The sequence below is a fragment of the Corallococcus sp. CA053C genome, assembly GCF_003611675.1.
Taxonomy (GTDB): domain Bacteria; phylum Myxococcota; class Myxococcia; order Myxococcales; family Myxococcaceae; genus Corallococcus.
This window is the reverse complement of sequence record NZ_RAWA01000235.1, coordinates 1-15159: the sequence shown is the minus strand read 5'-3', so window position 1 is coordinate 15159 and position 15159 is coordinate 1. Positions and strand designations below refer to the sequence as shown.

The 15159-nt window shown below is 72.1% G+C and carries 10 protein-coding genes and 3 riboswitches; of the genes, 9 read left to right on the top strand and 1 reads right to left on the bottom strand.

Translation table 11 applies throughout. The features are described 5' to 3' along the window. Positions 1-184: hypothetical protein (locus D7V97_RS26780; RefSeq protein ID WP_120613478.1), on the bottom strand; the 184-nt coding region annotated here is incomplete at its 3' end. A 266-nt stretch (positions 185-450) separates the two neighbouring features. After that, positions 451-692, top strand: a riboswitch (cobalamin riboswitch). Between the two features lie 57 nt (positions 693-749). On the opposite strand from D7V97_RS26780, the gene D7V97_RS26775 reads away from it, so the two are divergent. The 9 genes from D7V97_RS26775 to D7V97_RS45430 all read left to right on the top strand — a co-directional run. Further along, positions 750-2783, top strand: a complete 2034-nt coding sequence (locus tag D7V97_RS26775; protein ID WP_120613477.1) for a TonB-dependent siderophore receptor — start codon at positions 750-752, stop codon at positions 2781-2783. Further along, a complete protein-coding gene (locus D7V97_RS26770) occupies positions 2764-4380 on the top strand; it encodes an MXAN_6577-like cysteine-rich protein (RefSeq protein WP_120613476.1) in 1617 nt (538 codons plus the stop codon). Before D7V97_RS26775 ends, D7V97_RS26770 begins: the two co-directional genes overlap by 20 nt. Before the next feature lie 43 nt (positions 4381-4423). Further along, positions 4424-4646, top strand: a riboswitch (cobalamin riboswitch). 171 nt (positions 4647-4817) lie between these two features. Further along, a complete protein-coding gene (locus D7V97_RS26765) occupies positions 4818-6200 on the top strand; it encodes a hypothetical protein (protein WP_233583239.1) in 1383 nt (460 codons plus the stop codon). A gap of 29 nt (positions 6201-6229) precedes the next feature. Next, positions 6230-6904: a cell surface protein gene (locus D7V97_RS26760; protein ID WP_233583237.1), complete on the top strand. Its 675-nt coding sequence runs from the start codon at positions 6230-6232 to the stop codon at positions 6902-6904. 148 nt (positions 6905-7052) lie between these two features. After that, positions 7053-7400, top strand: coding sequence for a hypothetical protein (locus D7V97_RS26755; RefSeq protein ID WP_120613473.1), 348 nt, complete (start codon positions 7053-7055; stop codon positions 7398-7400). A gap of 72 nt (positions 7401-7472) precedes the next feature. Further along, positions 7473-7556, top strand: a riboswitch (cobalamin riboswitch). A 184-nt stretch (positions 7557-7740) separates the two neighbouring features. After that, positions 7741-9066, top strand: a complete 1326-nt coding sequence (locus tag D7V97_RS26750; protein ID WP_120613472.1) for a hypothetical protein — start codon at positions 7741-7743, stop codon at positions 9064-9066. A 2-nt stretch (positions 9067-9068) separates the two neighbouring features. Beyond that, positions 9069-9836 carry a cell surface protein gene (locus D7V97_RS26745; protein ID WP_120613471.1) on the top strand — a complete coding sequence of 256 codons (768 nt, stop codon included), beginning with the start codon at positions 9069-9071 and terminating at the stop codon, positions 9834-9836. A 261-nt stretch (positions 9837-10097) separates the two neighbouring features. Further along, positions 10098-11792, top strand: coding sequence for an FHA domain-containing protein (locus D7V97_RS26740; RefSeq protein WP_120613470.1), 1695 nt, complete (start codon positions 10098-10100; stop codon positions 11790-11792). 85 nt (positions 11793-11877) lie between these two features. Then, positions 11878-15159 (top strand): serine/threonine-protein kinase (locus D7V97_RS45430; RefSeq protein WP_199728946.1); only part of this gene is annotated, 3282 nt, incomplete at its 3' end.

Genomic DNA, 15159 nt, shown 5'->3' with positions numbered 1-15159 from the left:
CCGCCGTGTCGCGCTTCTCCGCCGCCTCGCGCACGTGCAGCTTCCCGTCCAGGGGCAGCACGTCCAACAGCACGTTGAGCGAACCGTCCTTGTTCACGAACGCGCTGCCGGCGCGCACCCAGATGCTCCCGCCCTTGCCCTCGCGGATGGAGAACACCGCCAACCGCTTCCCCGCCATCAGCATCTTCTTCAACCCTTCCCCTTCACGCCCGCGCCACCACGGCCCGGGCACCTCGCTGGCTCGACCGCCTGAGGTCGCACCGGGGCTTGAGCAGTCCGCGTGCCAGGAGCTGTCTCCTCGGAGGTGCTTGCTCCGCACCGTGTGGACCCGCACGCGGCGTCCACGCGGGAGGATGGGCGCGGATGCTCCAGCGGGGCTCTTGGCGGGTAAGAGACTTGGCGGGTTGGACGCGCACGGGCCGCGCCTTGACGTGCCAGGGGTGACCTCCTAGAACGGCCGGGCCCTTGGGTGCCCATGTCGGGCTTTCAAGAGGGAAGCCGGTGCGAGTCCGGCGCGGTCCCGCCACTGTGTACGGGTCGCCCTGAGGTCCAGGGCAGGAAACCTCGGCAGTCACCACTCTCGCGTCACCGGACGCACGGGGAAGGTGGAGGGTTCCTTCCAGAAGGGCGCAGCGTGCGCCCACGTCTGGAGTCCGTCAGCCAGGAGACCTGCCCAGGGGTGCGGCCGTGTCCTTCTGGGACACGTCGCGAGGCCTTTGCTCTTCGACGGAGAGAGCGGAAGGCGGAGCATGTGGCGCTCGCTTCTCGCCCGGGCCGGGTTGGGCCTGGTGCTCAGCTTCCAGGGACTCGCTCACGCCGGGCAGGAACCCGCCGCGTCCGATGCGCCGCCCGCCGCCGCCCCTCCTTCCGACGCTGACGCGGACCTCCCCGAGTTCGTGCTCCCCACCGTGGACGTCATCGGGAAGGCCATTCCCGACGCGCCTCCGGATTCCGTGCGCCGCCGTGACCCCACGGGCGCCATCACCGTCATCGATGCCCGTGAACGCGCGGGCGAGGCGCGCGACACCTCGGAGCTGCTCGGCGGATCCGCGAGCCTCGTCGTGCAGGACTCCGGCGGCTATGGCCAGAGCAAGAGCCTCGTCGTGCGCGGTGCGTCCGCCAACGGCGTGCTCGTGTTCCTGGACGGGATTCCGCTCAACGGCGCGGGCGGCATCGCGGACCTGTCGCTCGTGCCCGTCGCGCTGGTGGACCGGCTGGAGATCCTCCGCGGCGCGGCGGGAGCCCGCTACGGCGCGGGCGGTCTGGGCGGCGCGGTCAACATCGTCACGCGGGCCCTCTCCTCGCGCCTCATCTCCAGCGGTGAGGTCACCTACGGCAGCTTCGACACGGTGCTGGGCCACGTCGCCGCTTCGGGCGCGCTGCTCGACGGACAGGCGCTGGTGCTGCTGCACGGGGGCCGCTCGCAGGGGGACTTCAGCTACCGCGTCGACGAATTGCCCGCGCTGGACGACAACCCGCTCACGCAGGAGGTGCGCACCCGCAACGATGCGAAGGGCGGCGGTGCGCTGCTGAAGTACCAGCACGGCCTGTCCAGCGGCGGGCGCGTGGACCTGCTGGCGGAGTGGTCGCTGGAGGACCGCGCGCTCGCGGGCACGGTGCAGAACCCGCAGGTGTCCCGCCGTCAGGACCAGACACGCTTGTCGCTCGGCGGACGCTGGGGCCGGCCCTTCGGCGACACGGGCGAGGGCAGTGCTCGCGGCTTCTTCCGGCGCGACTGGTTGGACGTCACCGGCGGCGCGGCGGGGCTCGCGGCCGGTGCGCAGCGCTACACCGTGGGTGGCCTGGAGGTGGAAGGCCGCGCGGTGGTGGGAAGTCGCAACGCGCTCGCCGTCACGCTCGCCACATCGTCGGAGGCCGTCACGCAGGCGACGGGGGCGCAGTCCGCGTCGTGGTGGCGCGCCAGCGTCATGGCCATGGATGAGCTGTCCCTGTTCTCCGAACGCGTGAAGCTGGTGCCGTCGCTGCGCGTGGAGCGCGTGGGGCACTACTCCCTGCTGTCGCCCAAGCTGGGCGCGAGCGCGGACCTGGGCCACGGCTTCGCCGTGCGCGCCAACGCGGGCCAGTCCCACCGTGCGCCGTCGTTCCTGGAGCTCTACATCCGACAGGGACTGCTGCTGCCCAACCCGGAGCTCAAGCCCGAGCGGGCCCTGTCCGTCGATGCCGCGGCCCTGTGGCGCGATGAAGCGTGGAGCGTCACCGCGGGCGGCTTCGCGGCGGTGTACGAGAACCTCATCGCCTACGAGATGTATCCGCCGCAGCTCGCGAAGCCCTACAACTTCGCCGCCGCGCGCGTGTGGGGCGCGGAGGTGGAGGTCGAAGCCCGGCTGCGTCCGTGGCTCACCGCCACCACCAGCTACGCGTGGACGCGCACGCAGAACCGCTACGGCGATCCGCGCTACTTCGGCAAGGAGCTGCCCTATCGCCCGCGCCACAAGTGGGTGGGCCGCGTGCGCGCAGGGCCCGACTGGCTCAACGCCCGCACCGAGGTGCTCGTCCAATCCGCGCAGCTCATCAACCGCGTGGGGGAAGAGCGCCTGTCGCTCCCTTCGCGCACCTGGGTGAGCGTGGGCGCGTCCAGCACGTTCCTGCACCGGCCGGACCTCACCGTGTCGTTCGACGTCAAGAACCTGCTCGACGCGCGGACCGCCGACTACACCGGCATGCCGCTGCCCGGTCGCGCCGCCTACGTGACGTTCGCCGTGGCGCTCGAACCCTCCCGACCGACTTCTCCCGAGGACTCCCATGTCGCGTCCCCTCCCTGATGCGCGGTCGCCGTGGCTAGCGTTGCTGCTGTCGGTCCTGCTCGCTTCGGTCCTCACCGGCTGTCCCGAGGAGAAGGTCGTGTGCACGTCCGGCCTCGACGTCTGCGGCTCCGAATGCGCGGACCTCCAGGGCGACCCCTCGAACTGCGGCGCGTGTGGCGTGACGTGCTCGGCGGGAGAGGTGTGTCAGGCGGGCGCATGCGAGTGCCCCTCCGGCGCGGCCGTCTGCGGCGAGGCATGCGTCCAGCTCGCGTCGGACTCGCGGAACTGCGGGGCCTGTGGCAACGCGTGCCCCTCCGACAAGGTTTGCAACGCCGGCAGCTGCACCGAGGCCTGCTCCCCGGGCTCCGAGCGGTGTGGTGGCGGCTGCGTCGTCCTCGCGGATGATCCGCTGAACTGCGGCGCGTGCGGCGCGGTGTGTCCGGACGTGCAGTCCTGCCATGCAGGCCGGTGCATGTATGACGTGGTGACGGCCTGCTTCACCAACGGGCAGCTCGTCGGCATCCAGGCGGGGACGGACCGGATGGGGCCCCGGCGGCAGCTCGGCTCGGCCGTGCAGGCGCTGACGGCGTGGGATGGGGTGGTGCTGGCGGCGGACGCGGCGCGCTCGGTGTTGTCCCAGGCGTTCGCCGGGGGGCTGGGGACGGTGGTGGAGGAGGACTCGCTGGGCGCGGTGGCCGCGTCTCCCAATGACATCCTCGTGGACCCTCCGTATGTGTATGTCCTTGATTCCACCAACAACACGCTCCAGGTGCTCAAACGGGAAGGGCCCGCGCAGGGCCAGGGACTGGGATTGCGCACGGTGGGGCAGGTGAACCTGGGCGCGAACACCAGCCCGCAGGTCATCGCGAAGCGCGGCGACACGTTCTACATCCCGCTGTTCGGCACCGCCGGCTCCGACTTCCAGCAGGGCAACGCGGTGGCGCGCGTCAACGTGAGCGACCCCGAACACCCCCGGCTCGTGGACTCCATCCCGCTCACCGGCCTGGACCTCCAGTCCTTCGACGGTGGGACGACGATGGCGCTTCCGTACGCGGCGGTGTCGGTGGACGCGGGTGTCTATGTCGCGCTCACCAACCTGAACCCCGCGAATGACTACCTGCCCAATGGCCCGGGGATGCTCGCGCGCATCGACCCCGCGGATGGCGGTGTGCACCCCATCAACCTGGGGGCTTCCGACTGTCTCAACGCGGGCGACGTGCAGGCGGTGGGTGACCACCTGGTGGTGAGCTGTCTGGGCGAGGCGCAATTCGACACCGCGAGCGGCTACCGCGCGAAGGCCGTGCGCGCCACGGGGCTGGTGCTGGTGAAGGACGACCGGCCCGTGGCCTCGTATGCGCTGTCGCCGGGCTGCACTGGTGGTCCCGAACAGGGCTGCAACCTCGCGGTGGGCGGACGGCTCGCGGTGGTGGGCAATGCCGTGTACGTCACGGACGTGAACGCGGGCCGCGTGTTCGTGGTGGAGGTGCGGGATGGCCAGTTCGTGGAGCGGCGGGGGAACTCGACGCCGGACGCGAAGGGCCCCGCGCTGGATGCGTGTCCGGTGGATCCCCGCCGCACGGTGTCGAATGCCATCGACATCGTCGCGGTGCCGTGAGGCATTGCCCGCACGCGCATTGACAAGCCTTGCCTGAAGCCGTACGTCACCGCGCGTCGTTGGTACTCCTCATCACGCAGGTGGGGAGTTTAAAGGGAACCCGGTGTGAATCCGGGACTGCCCCGCAGCGGTAAGCAGGAACGAACGCCGTCCCCGCAAGCACTGGCCCTCCGTGGGTTGGGAAGCGACGGTCAGTAGGAGGGGGAGCCGATGAGGGTCTCCCGTGCCCGCGAGTCCGAAGACCTGCCACGACCCATGCCTCCGGGCATGGACAGACCGGAGCCTCCGAGGGGAGGTGACGGAGGTCTTCCGCTCGCGCGGCGTGTCGTGTCCTGACGCGTCCTTCGTTCGCGGTCCGCCCTCCGTCCGCCCTCCCTTGGATTCACCTCGCCCGTGGGGGCGATGCAAGGGAGCAGTCGCGGATGAAGACAGAGCGGATGAGTTCGGGTCGGAGGCTCGCGTGGGTGCTGACCACCTTCGCGGTGGCGTTGACCGGCGTGGGGTGCGGAGAAGAGTGCGTCGATGACTTCGACTGCCGTGAGAAGGGCACACCTCCCGCGGGACAGCGCTACGCCTGCGTCGAGCAGCGCTGTGAGCTGACGTCCATCCCGGAGGCCGATGCGGGCACGACGGTGGATGCGGGCACGGACGCGGGCACGCAGGTGGACGCTGGCACCGACGCGGGGCCCCAGACGGATGCCGGCACGGGCAGCGACGCGGGCACGGGCACCGATGCAGGCACCCAGCCGGATGCCGGTACGCAACCCGACGCGGGCTCGGGCACGGATGCCGGTACCGACGCGGGCATTGATCCGTGCTCCATCGCCACGTACGACCCGAAGCTGGGCACGCTCCAACTGGGGGCAGGCTTCGTGGCCGGTGAGTCGGCCGCGCTGCCGGACACCGTGGGTCCGGTGGGCGTGACCCCGGGCCCGACCTGGTCGCTCTACACGGTGGTGTCGCAGAGCGACGTCGGCCCGCATGCGCTGCACTCGCTGGGCACGTGGCCGCAGGTGTCGCTAGGCGCGACGCCGCTCTTCGATGTCGCCGCTCCCGACGACCGCGGGCCCTCCGCCATGCTCTTCCTCAGCCCCTTCGTGGAGACGGATGGCCAGCACGTCTTCACCGGCTACACGAAGTCCGGTGACGGCTTCCCGGGCTCGGTGTCCCTCTACGACAGCGCCACCCCGGCCGCCTCCACCTACGTCTCCGCGCCGAGCAACTTCTCCGCGGGCATCGTGCCGGGAGCGCTGCTGGTCAATGGCGGTGGGCTCGATACGGTGTCGGCCGGCCTGGCCATCTACGCGCTGAAGACGGACACCGCTCCGTTCACGGCCCTGAAGGTCGGCACGCTTCCCCCCGAGACCGGCGGCAGCGGCTTCACCGCCGTGTCCACCAACGGCGTCGCGATGCTCGGCTACTACTCCAAAACCACCTTCGCCAACCGGGGCCACGCGGTGGCCCCGGCGAAGGTCTCCCAGGCGCTCCGGTCGGGTACGCCGTTCGTCGTGGCGGACGCCCCCCTGCTCGACGTCGGCTCCAACTTCGTCGCCGCCGCCGGCCAGGGCCCGGGCGTGGCGGTGCTGCGTGGCGACTTCCTTCCCCCCACCTATGACTTCGTCGGGACCGACGTGTCGCGCTTCGCCTTCACCGTGACGGACGGGGGGGAGGGCGTCACCGTCAGCGAGCGTCAGCCGGTCCTCACCTATGTGGATCAGTGCACGAGCGTGAAGCTGATCACCTCGCTCGGCACGGACCTGCTCGTTGGCGTGGATGACAAGAACGGCACGCGGCTGGTCCGCGTCCAGCAGGTGCAGTGATGAACCCCACCTCACTCCGGAGACCTCTCATGAAGACCCTTCTTCCGAAGTCGTTCGCCCTGGGATTCGCCGCGCTGCTGACCGTCGCCTGCGGAGGTGAAGCACCACTGGAGGCCGAGCAGGAGCAGTTGCTCGTGGGCACGCCGTTCGCCGACCGCATCGTCTCCTTCACGCCCGGCACCGCCGCCGGGTTCGGGCAGAGCCAGTTGCCGAACATCGTCCTGGGCGCTCCGCAGGGGGCGGGCGCCGGGTCGGGTTCGCTGCACGTGCTGTCGCTGGGACGCAACGGCGTCATCGTCCTGGAGTTCACCGACATCGCGGTGACGAACGGGCCGGGCGTGGATCTGCTCGTCTTCGAGAACGCGTTCATCAAGCCTGATGGCCTGCCGTTCGCGGAGACCGGCGTGGTGGCCGTCAGCGACGACGGCGTCACCTGGTACGAGTTCCCCTGCGCCTCCGGAAACGTGGCGGGCAACTTCCCGGGCTGCGCGGGCGTGACGCCCGTCTACTCGAACACCAGCAATGGCATCTCCCCTACCGACCCGGCCGTGGCGGGTGGGGACGGCTTCGACCTGGCCGCCGTGGGCCTCACCCGCGCGCGCTTCGTGCGCATCCGGGACTCCGGCGCCAACGGCTACGCCGGCACCAGCGGCGGCTTCGACCTGGATGCCGTGGCCGTGGTGAACGGCGTGCAGCTGCCGTAGCGCGCCCGCTCGCCGTGCCCGGGCCGTCCTCCAGCGGACGGTCCCGGGCGCCTCGTGGCCCACGGGGGCCTCCTCGGGGCCCACGAGGCTTCCGGGGTGGGGGACACCGGATTAGATGCCGGCTGTTCCTCCCCCGGAGTGCGCATCCATGAACCGTCGTCTCGCCTCACTCCTCGTGCTGACGGGCGTCCTGCTCGGCGCGACCGCCGCGTCCTTCCTCCCCGCGGTCGCCGGGGCCCAGACGGCCCGTGCCCGCACGCCGCCGCCGCCGCCACCCGCAGCGCACACGCCGCCCACGCCGCCTCCGCCCGCGTCCCCGCTGCCGCCGTCCTACGAGTACAGCTTCGTGAAGCGCGAAGGGCCGGACGAGGACCTCCGGGAGTTGCAGCGCCTGGGCGCGGAGGGCTGGCAGGTCGTGTCCACCGTCGTCGTGGACGGAAGCACGAAGCGCTACGTGCTGATGCGCACCCGCCACACCGAGCCCACGCCGCATTGACTTTGCCCCGGGGTCGCCATAGTCCCGCCCCGTCATCGATGCCTTCCCGCCATGGGGTGTGAAGGCTTCCAGGGAACCCGGTGTGACTCCGGGACTGCCCCGCAGCGGTGAGCAGGAGCGGCGCCTTCGAAGCCCCGCTCCCGCGAGTCCGAAGACTGGCGACGACCCGGGGCCCTCTTCACGGAGGACCCGGAGAGACAGACCGGAACCTCCGCGGGGAGCTGACGGCGTAGACACCTGCCAGGGCGCATGCGCGCTCCAGCGGCAGGTGCCTCGCGCCCGTGCCGCCTCCCCTCAGGAACCCTTCCGCCCCCGGGCGGAGGCAAGGAACGAGGACGCGATGCGGACCGACATGAAGCGGATGGGCACGAAGGGCCAGCGCGCGGCGCTGATGGGCGCGCTGCTGGCGGTGGTGCTGGGCGGGACGGGCTGCGGCTCGGAGTGCGTGGATGCCTTCGACTGCCGTGACAAGGGCACGCCCCCCGAGGGCCAGCTGTGGGCCTGCGAGGAGGAGAAGTGCGTCCAGGTCTCCCTCACCCCCGCCGGTGACGACGCGGGCACCGACGCGGGCACGGGCACCGACGCGGGCACGGGCACCGATGCGGGCACGGGTACGGACGCGGGCACGGGTACGGACGCGGGCACGGATGGTGGCACGGACGTGTGCGCCTCGGTGCCTCGCGACGCGAAGCTGGGCACGCTCAAGCTCCAGTCGGGCTTCACCGTCGAGGAGTCCGCGCCGCTGTCCACGGAGGTCGTCGCGGTGGTGTCCACGCCCGGCCCCACCTACTCGCTCTTCGCGCTGCGCGAGACGGCCACGGGCCGCGACTTCTTCGCGCTGGGCACCTGGCCCAACGTGAAGCTGGGGGACGCGGCGCTCGACACCGTGCTCGCGCCCGCGGACCGCGCCGTCGGCGTCACCACCTACCCGTCCTACTTCCTGGCGTACGACGGCACGCGGCTGCTCGCGGGCTACACGAAGAACGGGTCCGGCGCGAACGCTCCGGGCAGCGTCGCGGTGCTCGACCCGTCCGCGCGGAACGGGGCCACGTACGTCAGCGCGCCGTCCAACTACACCGCCGTGGGCATCACCGACACGTTCTTCATCAACGGCGGCGGCGTGGACACGGTGGCGGACGGCTTCGGTGTCTACGCGCTGGTGACGTCCGCCAAGCCCTACAGCGCGGTGAAGGTGGTGAGCTTCCCGGCGCAGGTGGGCGGCAGCGGCTTCTCCGCCGTCGCGGACAACGGCATCGCGGTGTTCGGCTACTCGGAGACCGGCACCTACGTGAACGTGGCCCATGCCGTGTCGCCCGCGAAGCTGGCGACGGCGGTGTCCTCACGCACGCCGGTGGTCCTCACGGCCGAGCCCCAGGTCGCCGTAGGCACTGACTTCAACGCCGCCTCGGCCTTCGGCGGTGGCGTGGCGGTCGCGCGCGGCAGCTACGGCGCCACCGGCTTCGGCGTCACCGACGTGTCCCGCTTCTCCCTCACGCCGGGCCTCACCGGTGACCAGCCCGTCAGCGTGGGCACCCGCGAGCCGGTCCTCACCGCCGCCGATGCGTGCACCAGCGTGGACCTGCTGTCGTCGCTGGGCTCGGACCTGCTGGTGGGCGTGAAGGACAGCAACGGCCGCCGCATCGTGCGCATCCGGCAGGGCCCGTAGGCATGCGCCCGTGGATGGCGCTCAGCGCGCTGCTCGCCCTGTGCGCCTGCACGGGCGACACCGACGACCTGCCAACGCCGCCGGTCGACATCCCGGACGCCGGCAGTGACACCGATGCCGGCACCTCCGATGCCGGCGCCGACGCAGGCACTTCCAACGATGCCGGCACCTCCGATGCCGGCGTGCGTCCCGTGGATCCGTTCGCGGACCGGGTGGTGTCCTCCACCTTCGGCGACCAGGCCGGCTTCGGGCAGGACCGCTTCCCGGACGTCGTGCTCGGGCCTCCGGTGGGGGCGGGACAGTTCGCGGGTTCGCTCGACGTGGTGTCGCTGGGCCGGGGCGGCACCCTCACCCTGGAGTTCACCGACCTGCTCGTGGTGGACGGCCCGGGCGTGGACCTGCTCGTCTTCGAGAACCCGTTCCAGAAGGTGGGCGGCGACATCTTCGCGGAGACGGCCTCCGTGTCCGTCAGCGACGACGGCGCCACCTGGTACGACTTCGCCTGCGCGGCCACCGACAGCGACGGGGGCTTCCCGGGCTGCGCCGGCACGCACCCGGTGCACTCCAGCCCGGGCAACGGCGTGTCCCCCACCGACCCGGCCGTGGCGGGCGGGGACAGCTTCGACCTGGCGGCCGTGGGCCTTGCCCGCGCGCGCTTCGTGCGCCTCACCGACACGGGCCTCAACAGCTACGGCGGCACCTCCGGCGGATTCGACCTGGATGCACTCGCGGTGGTGAACGGCCAGCTCCCCGACGGCGGCACGCCCTGAAGCCCGGGTCCCTCCCGCCTGCCTCCGTCAGCACCGGGAGGCGGGTGGGGTGGACCGGCTCCGGCCGCCAAGGGCGCGGAACGCACCCTGCGCGTGGGTGGCCCCCGCTGCCTCCCCGCCCGAGGTGAACTCCGACCCCGGGTCAAAGGGGCATGACGCGACGCGAGAGGCCTCCAGGCCGGCGGCCGGACGCCCGGCCCATGACAGGAAAATGTCCCGGACTCTCGGAAGATTGGGAGGTCGTGTAATGTCTGGCACCCGATGTGGCAGATCATCATCAACGGGCCCGGCTACTTCGACACGTCGTACGATCTGCCCGAGGGCGTCACCAGCCTCGGCCGAGCGGACGAGAACGATATCGTGCTGGGCGGTGACCTGGTGTCGCGGCGGCACGCGCGCCTCTATGTCGAAGGCGACGCCCTGCGCATCGAGGACCTGGGCAGCCGCAACGGCAGCCGGGTGAACGGTGCGCCCCTCCAGGGCAGCAAGCCCCTGAGCGCGGGCGACACGGTGGCGCTGGGGGAGAACACCCTCGCGGTGCGCCAGCCGCACACGGTGGAGAACGCCGCCACGGAGATGATGGACCTGGGCGCGGGCGGCGTCGTGCGCTTCGGGCACGGCACGGACGTGGGCCCGGCGGTGCTGCTGGCCAAGAACGTGAAGGACGCCGAAGTCCTGCGCCTCTTGGACAACGTGGGCCCGCTGCCGTTCGACGACGCGTTCTCCGGGCCCTCGCCGGTGGGGCCCTCGTCGCCCGTCGCCACCCCGCGCGTCTCCTACGAGACGCTGGTGCTGCTGGTGCACGCGGCGGAGGCGCTCGCCACCTCGCGCACGCTGACGGCGTTCCTGGAGTCCGCGATGGACCGGCTCCTGGAGCGCACGGACGCGACGACGGCGGTGGTGCTGCTCAAGCACGCCGCGGGGCCGCTGGTGCCCGCCGCCGTGCGCCACCGGGGACGACTCGCCAAGGGCGAGGTGCCCGTGTCGGACGCCATCGTGGACGAGGCCCTGCGCCAGGGCCGCGCGCTCGCGGTGGGGGACGTGCGCGACGACCGCCGCTTCGCGGGCCGCGAGAGCGTCATCATGTACGGCGTGGACCGGGTGCTGTGCATCCCCATCGGCACGGAGCCGCCCTTCGCGGGCGTGCTCTACGTCAACGTCCCCGGCGAGGGCGACACCAGCCTGGAGCTGATGCTGGACACCTGCACCGCGGTGGCCCACATGGTGGCCAGCGGCGTGCAGCGCTTCGCGGTGCGCGACGGTTCGGGCACGGACCGGCTGCGCCGCAACCTGGAGCGCTTCCACTCGCCGGAGGTGGCCGAGCGCCGCGCCGCCGAGGCCCAGCGCGTGGGCGGCAAGCTGCCGGGGCTGGAGGAGAAGAACCTCACCGTGCTGCACGCGGAGCTGGCGGACTTCGGCGCCGTCGTCACCCGGCTGGGCGCGGCGCGGGCCACGCAGCTGCTCAACGACTTCCACGCGCGCATGAGCGGCATCGTCTTCAGCTTCGAGGCGACCGTGGAGGGCTTCATGGGCGAGTCCATGCGCGCGCTGTTCGGCGTGCCCTTCGCCAAGGGCGACGACGCGGTGCGCGCCGTGCGGGCCGCGCTGGCGCTGCGCGCGGACTGGGAGCGGGGCATGGCGCGCCGGCCCCAGGACGAGCGCTGCGACCTGCGCATCGCGCTGCACTCCACCAAGGCGCTGGTGGGGATGATCGGCACCGACGCCCGCATGGAATACACCGCCGTGGGAGAGGGCATGGGCGTGGCCGGCTGGCTGGCGTCCACGGCCGGGCCCGGTCAGGTGTTGATGACGGGCAAGCTGCTGGCGGCCACGGGCGCGCGCTTCGACGTCATGCCCCTGGGGGAGCGGGTGGTGCGCTCGCCCAAGGACAAGGTGGCGGTTTTCGAGGTGATTGAAGAGGACATGGGCATGCTGACCAACCCCGGCATCCGGTGAAGCGACCGGTGCGGCCGGTTGACGGGTTGAAGCCGGAGCCCTGCTCGGGGTTCAATGCGCTTCCCGTGGTGGACCCCCGCACCGCATGAGCTCTTCGAACCAACCCGCCCGACTGCGCCCCTTCCGACCGCAGCCCTTCGGCCGGTACACGCTGCTGTCGCACCTGGCCACCGGCGGCATGGGGGAGATCTACCTCGCCCGCCTGGAGGGCGCGCAGGGCTTCGAGAAGCTGTGCGTCATCAAGAAGATCCTCCCGCAGCTCGCGGCGGACCAGGAGTTCGTGGAGCGCTTCGTCGGTGAGGCGCGCACGTTGGTGCGGCTGGGGCACGGCTCCATCGCGCAGGTGCTGGACATGGGCCTGCACGAGGACGAGGCCTACATGGCCCTGGAGTACGTGGACGGCAAGGACCTGCGCAAGGTGGCCGCCCGCGTGCGCGACCGCCAGACGCCGCTGCCGCTCACGTTCGTCCTCTACGTCATGGGCCGGGTGCTGGACGCGCTGGCGTACGCGCACCGCAAGCGGGACGAGGACGAGAAGGAGCTGAAGCTCGTCCACCGGGACATCTCTCCGCAGAACATCCTCATCTCCTACGAAGGGGAGGTGAAGGTCATCGACTTCGGGCTCGCGAAGAGCCGGCTGTCGGCGGCGAAGACGAACCCGAGCATCATCCTGGGCAAGTTCCTCTACATGTCGCCCGAGCAGGCCCGGCACCAGCCGGTGGACCGCAGGAGCGACCTGTTCGCGGTGGGCCTGTGCCTCTACGAGCTCATCTCCGGGCAGAACCCCTTCGACGTGCTACCGCCGGGCGAGCTGATGTCCGCGGTGGCGAACCCGAAGATTCCGCCGCTCAATGAGGTGGAGCCGCTGACGCCGCCGTCGGTGTCGCAGCTGGTGGCGAAGGCGCTGGCGGTGGAGCCGGGCCAGCGCTTCCAGACGGCGGAGGAGTTCCGGGGGCGCCTGCAGGCGTGCCTGATGGAGATCGACACCAGCGCGGGGCCGGAGAGCGTCAGCCGCTTCATGCGCGACCTCTTCTCCGCGGACTACCAGTCCGAGCGGCGCCTGCTGGCCACGCTGCGCGAGGTGCCCCGCGAGCCTCGCGCCAGCGGCACGTACGAGGCCCAGGGGATGCCGCCCCGGCCGACGATGCCGTCGCTGCCGCCGAAGACCATCCGCCTGGACGGGCCGGTGGAGCCGCTGTCCTTCCACCCCACGCCCCGCAGCCGCGAGGACGGGGGTGGGGCGCGCGACGATGGTGAGACGCGTCCGGGCGTGGTGATGGACGACTCCACCCGTCCCGCCTTCCCGGTGGAGGCGCTGGAGGAGGCGGCCCGCGCCCGCGCGCGGCCCAACCCCACGTCATCCGAGCCCTCGCCCACGGTGGAGGTCCGCGCGGAGGCGATGGAGCGCCCGACCATCCTGGAGGGCCTCCCGGCCATCCGGCTGCCGTCGGATCGTCCTTCGGTGGAGGAGGCGCCCAGGGCGCCGGCGTTCTTCGAGTCCCTGGCTCCGCCCGCGCCGCCGCAAGCAGCGCCCTCGTCGCCGCCCCGTACCGCGTCGCTGACGTTCCAGGCGGCGGTCGTGGAGCCCGCCGCGTCCCGCTCGCCGATCCCGGAGCCGGTGCCGGAGGCTGTGGGCTCGCGGTCGGTGCCGGACACGGGCTCCGGGGCTCGCGGTGGGATGGATGCGCGGGGGGCTTCGCTGCCCTTCTCGGATGCGGTGGTGTCGCGCGCAGCGCCGTCCGGGGGGGAGCCGCGCGCGTTCGCGCCGCCCGCGCCTCCGCCGATGAGCGCGATTCCGGCCTTCCGTCCGGCGGAGTCCGGCGCTTCGGGCCGGCTGTCGCTGGAGGGGCCTGTGCCCGTCGTGCCTGCGGATGCGTCGCGGCCGGTGGCGCCTCCGCCGCTGCCGCCGTCCGAGGACTTCGGCGCGGCGCAGTTTGATTCCGCGGCGGGCGGCTCCCTGCCGTTCATGGAACCGCCGCCGCCGCCGGACGGACCGTTCTTGGATGAGGAGGAAGACCTCCCTCCCAGCCCCTATCCCTGGCCCGAGCCCCGCGCCGAGGCAGGCCGGCTCCCGGCGGCTGAACCTCGTGCCTCCGAGCTTCGCGCCAACGAGCCTCCGCGCGTCGCGGAGCTTCGTGCCAACGAGCCCGTGCGTGCCGGTGAGTCTCCGCGTGCCTTCGAAGCTGCGCGTGCTGGTGATTCTTCGCGTGCCTCCGAAGCAGCGCGTGCCGGTGAGTCTTCGCGTGCCTCCGAAGCTGCGCGTGCGGGTGAGCCTCCGCGTGCTCCCGAAGCCGCGCGTGCGGGTGAGCCTCCGCGTGCTCCCGAGCCTGGCCGTGCCTTCGAATCAGCGCGTGTGGGTGAGACTCCGCGCGCCTCCGAATCTGGCCGCACCTTCGAAACTCCGCGCGCCTCCGAGTCTGGCCGCACCTTCGAAACGGCGCGTGCCGGTGAGCCTGCACGGGCCAGCGAGTCTGGCCGTACCCTCGATTCTTCGCGTGCCTCCGAGTCTGGCCGCACCTTCGAATCCGCGCGTGCCTCCGAGCCTGGTCGCTCCTTCGAGTATCCGCGCGCCTCCGAGCCTCCTCGGCCCCTCGATTCCGCACGCGCCCTCGACTCCGCGCGCGCCGAGCCCCGCATCCCGGAAGGCCAGCGCCCCACCGCGGCCCTGCCGTCCCTGTCCTCCTCGCGCGCGGGCGTGACGACGCCTTCGAACGGCAGCCGCCCGCTGCCCTCGCACGTCGCGCCCACCATCCAGGTGCCTTCCATCCAGTCCAGCGGGCCGCTCTCCACCGAGCCCCCGTGGTCCACCGCCTCCGAGGAGTCGGACGCCTTGGACGACCCGAGCCTCTCCGGCCCGGCCCCTCGGCCCACGATGCAGGACACGCGGCCGTCGTCCGATTCGGTCTCGGTGGATGTCGACGCCCTGGAGCCGGACTCCGGCCTGCCGTACATCTCCGCCGAACCGGAAGACCCGCAGGGCGCGCGCCAGGGTGACGCGGACACGCATCCGCGCATCGCCATGCCGCGCGCACCGCGCCGCGAGGAGCCGCAGCCCCGCGTGGTGCTGGACGAAGCCCTGCTGCGCGAAACGAGCACACCGTCCGGTCGTCGGGACCCCGACACCGGTCCCACCGGCCCGGCCCGGAGCCGCACGGGTTCGCGCCGTGCACGCGGTTCGTCACCGGGCACGCCCGTGCGCTCGAACACCGCGTCGAGCATGCGCGCCGTCACTGCTCCCCGCGCGGCGCCCGCCGCGGACCCGGATGAGTCGTCCACGTCGCGCTCGTCGCGTGACGACACCCGCCGCAAGGCCATGCCCACGCGGCCGGCCGACGCAGCGGAGTCGGCCCGCCCCGCGCCTCGCGCC

What these genes read in the sequence shown, in the direction of transcription:
- D7V97_RS26775 (WP_120613477.1), top strand. Translation starts at nt 750, where the DNA reads ATGTGGCGCTCGCTTCTCGCCCGGGCCGGGTTGGGCCTGGTGCTCAGC.
- D7V97_RS26770 (WP_120613476.1), top strand. Translation starts at nt 2,764, where the DNA reads ATGTCGCGTCCCCTCCCTGATGCGCGGTCGCCGTGGCTAGCGTTGCTG.
- D7V97_RS26765 (WP_233583239.1), top strand. Translation starts at nt 4,818, where the DNA reads ATGAGTTCGGGTCGGAGGCTCGCGTGGGTGCTGACCACCTTCGCGGTG.
- D7V97_RS26760 (WP_233583237.1), top strand. Translation starts at nt 6,230, where the DNA reads ATGAAGACCCTTCTTCCGAAGTCGTTCGCCCTGGGATTCGCCGCGCTG.
- D7V97_RS26755 (WP_120613473.1), top strand. Translation starts at nt 7,053, where the DNA reads ATGAACCGTCGTCTCGCCTCACTCCTCGTGCTGACGGGCGTCCTGCTC.
- D7V97_RS26750 (WP_120613472.1), top strand. Translation starts at nt 7,741, where the DNA reads ATGCGGACCGACATGAAGCGGATGGGCACGAAGGGCCAGCGCGCGGCG.
- D7V97_RS26745 (WP_120613471.1), top strand. Translation starts at nt 9,069, where the DNA reads ATGCGCCCGTGGATGGCGCTCAGCGCGCTGCTCGCCCTGTGCGCCTGC.
- D7V97_RS26740 (WP_120613470.1), top strand. Translation starts at nt 10,098, where the DNA reads ATGTGGCAGATCATCATCAACGGGCCCGGCTACTTCGACACGTCGTAC.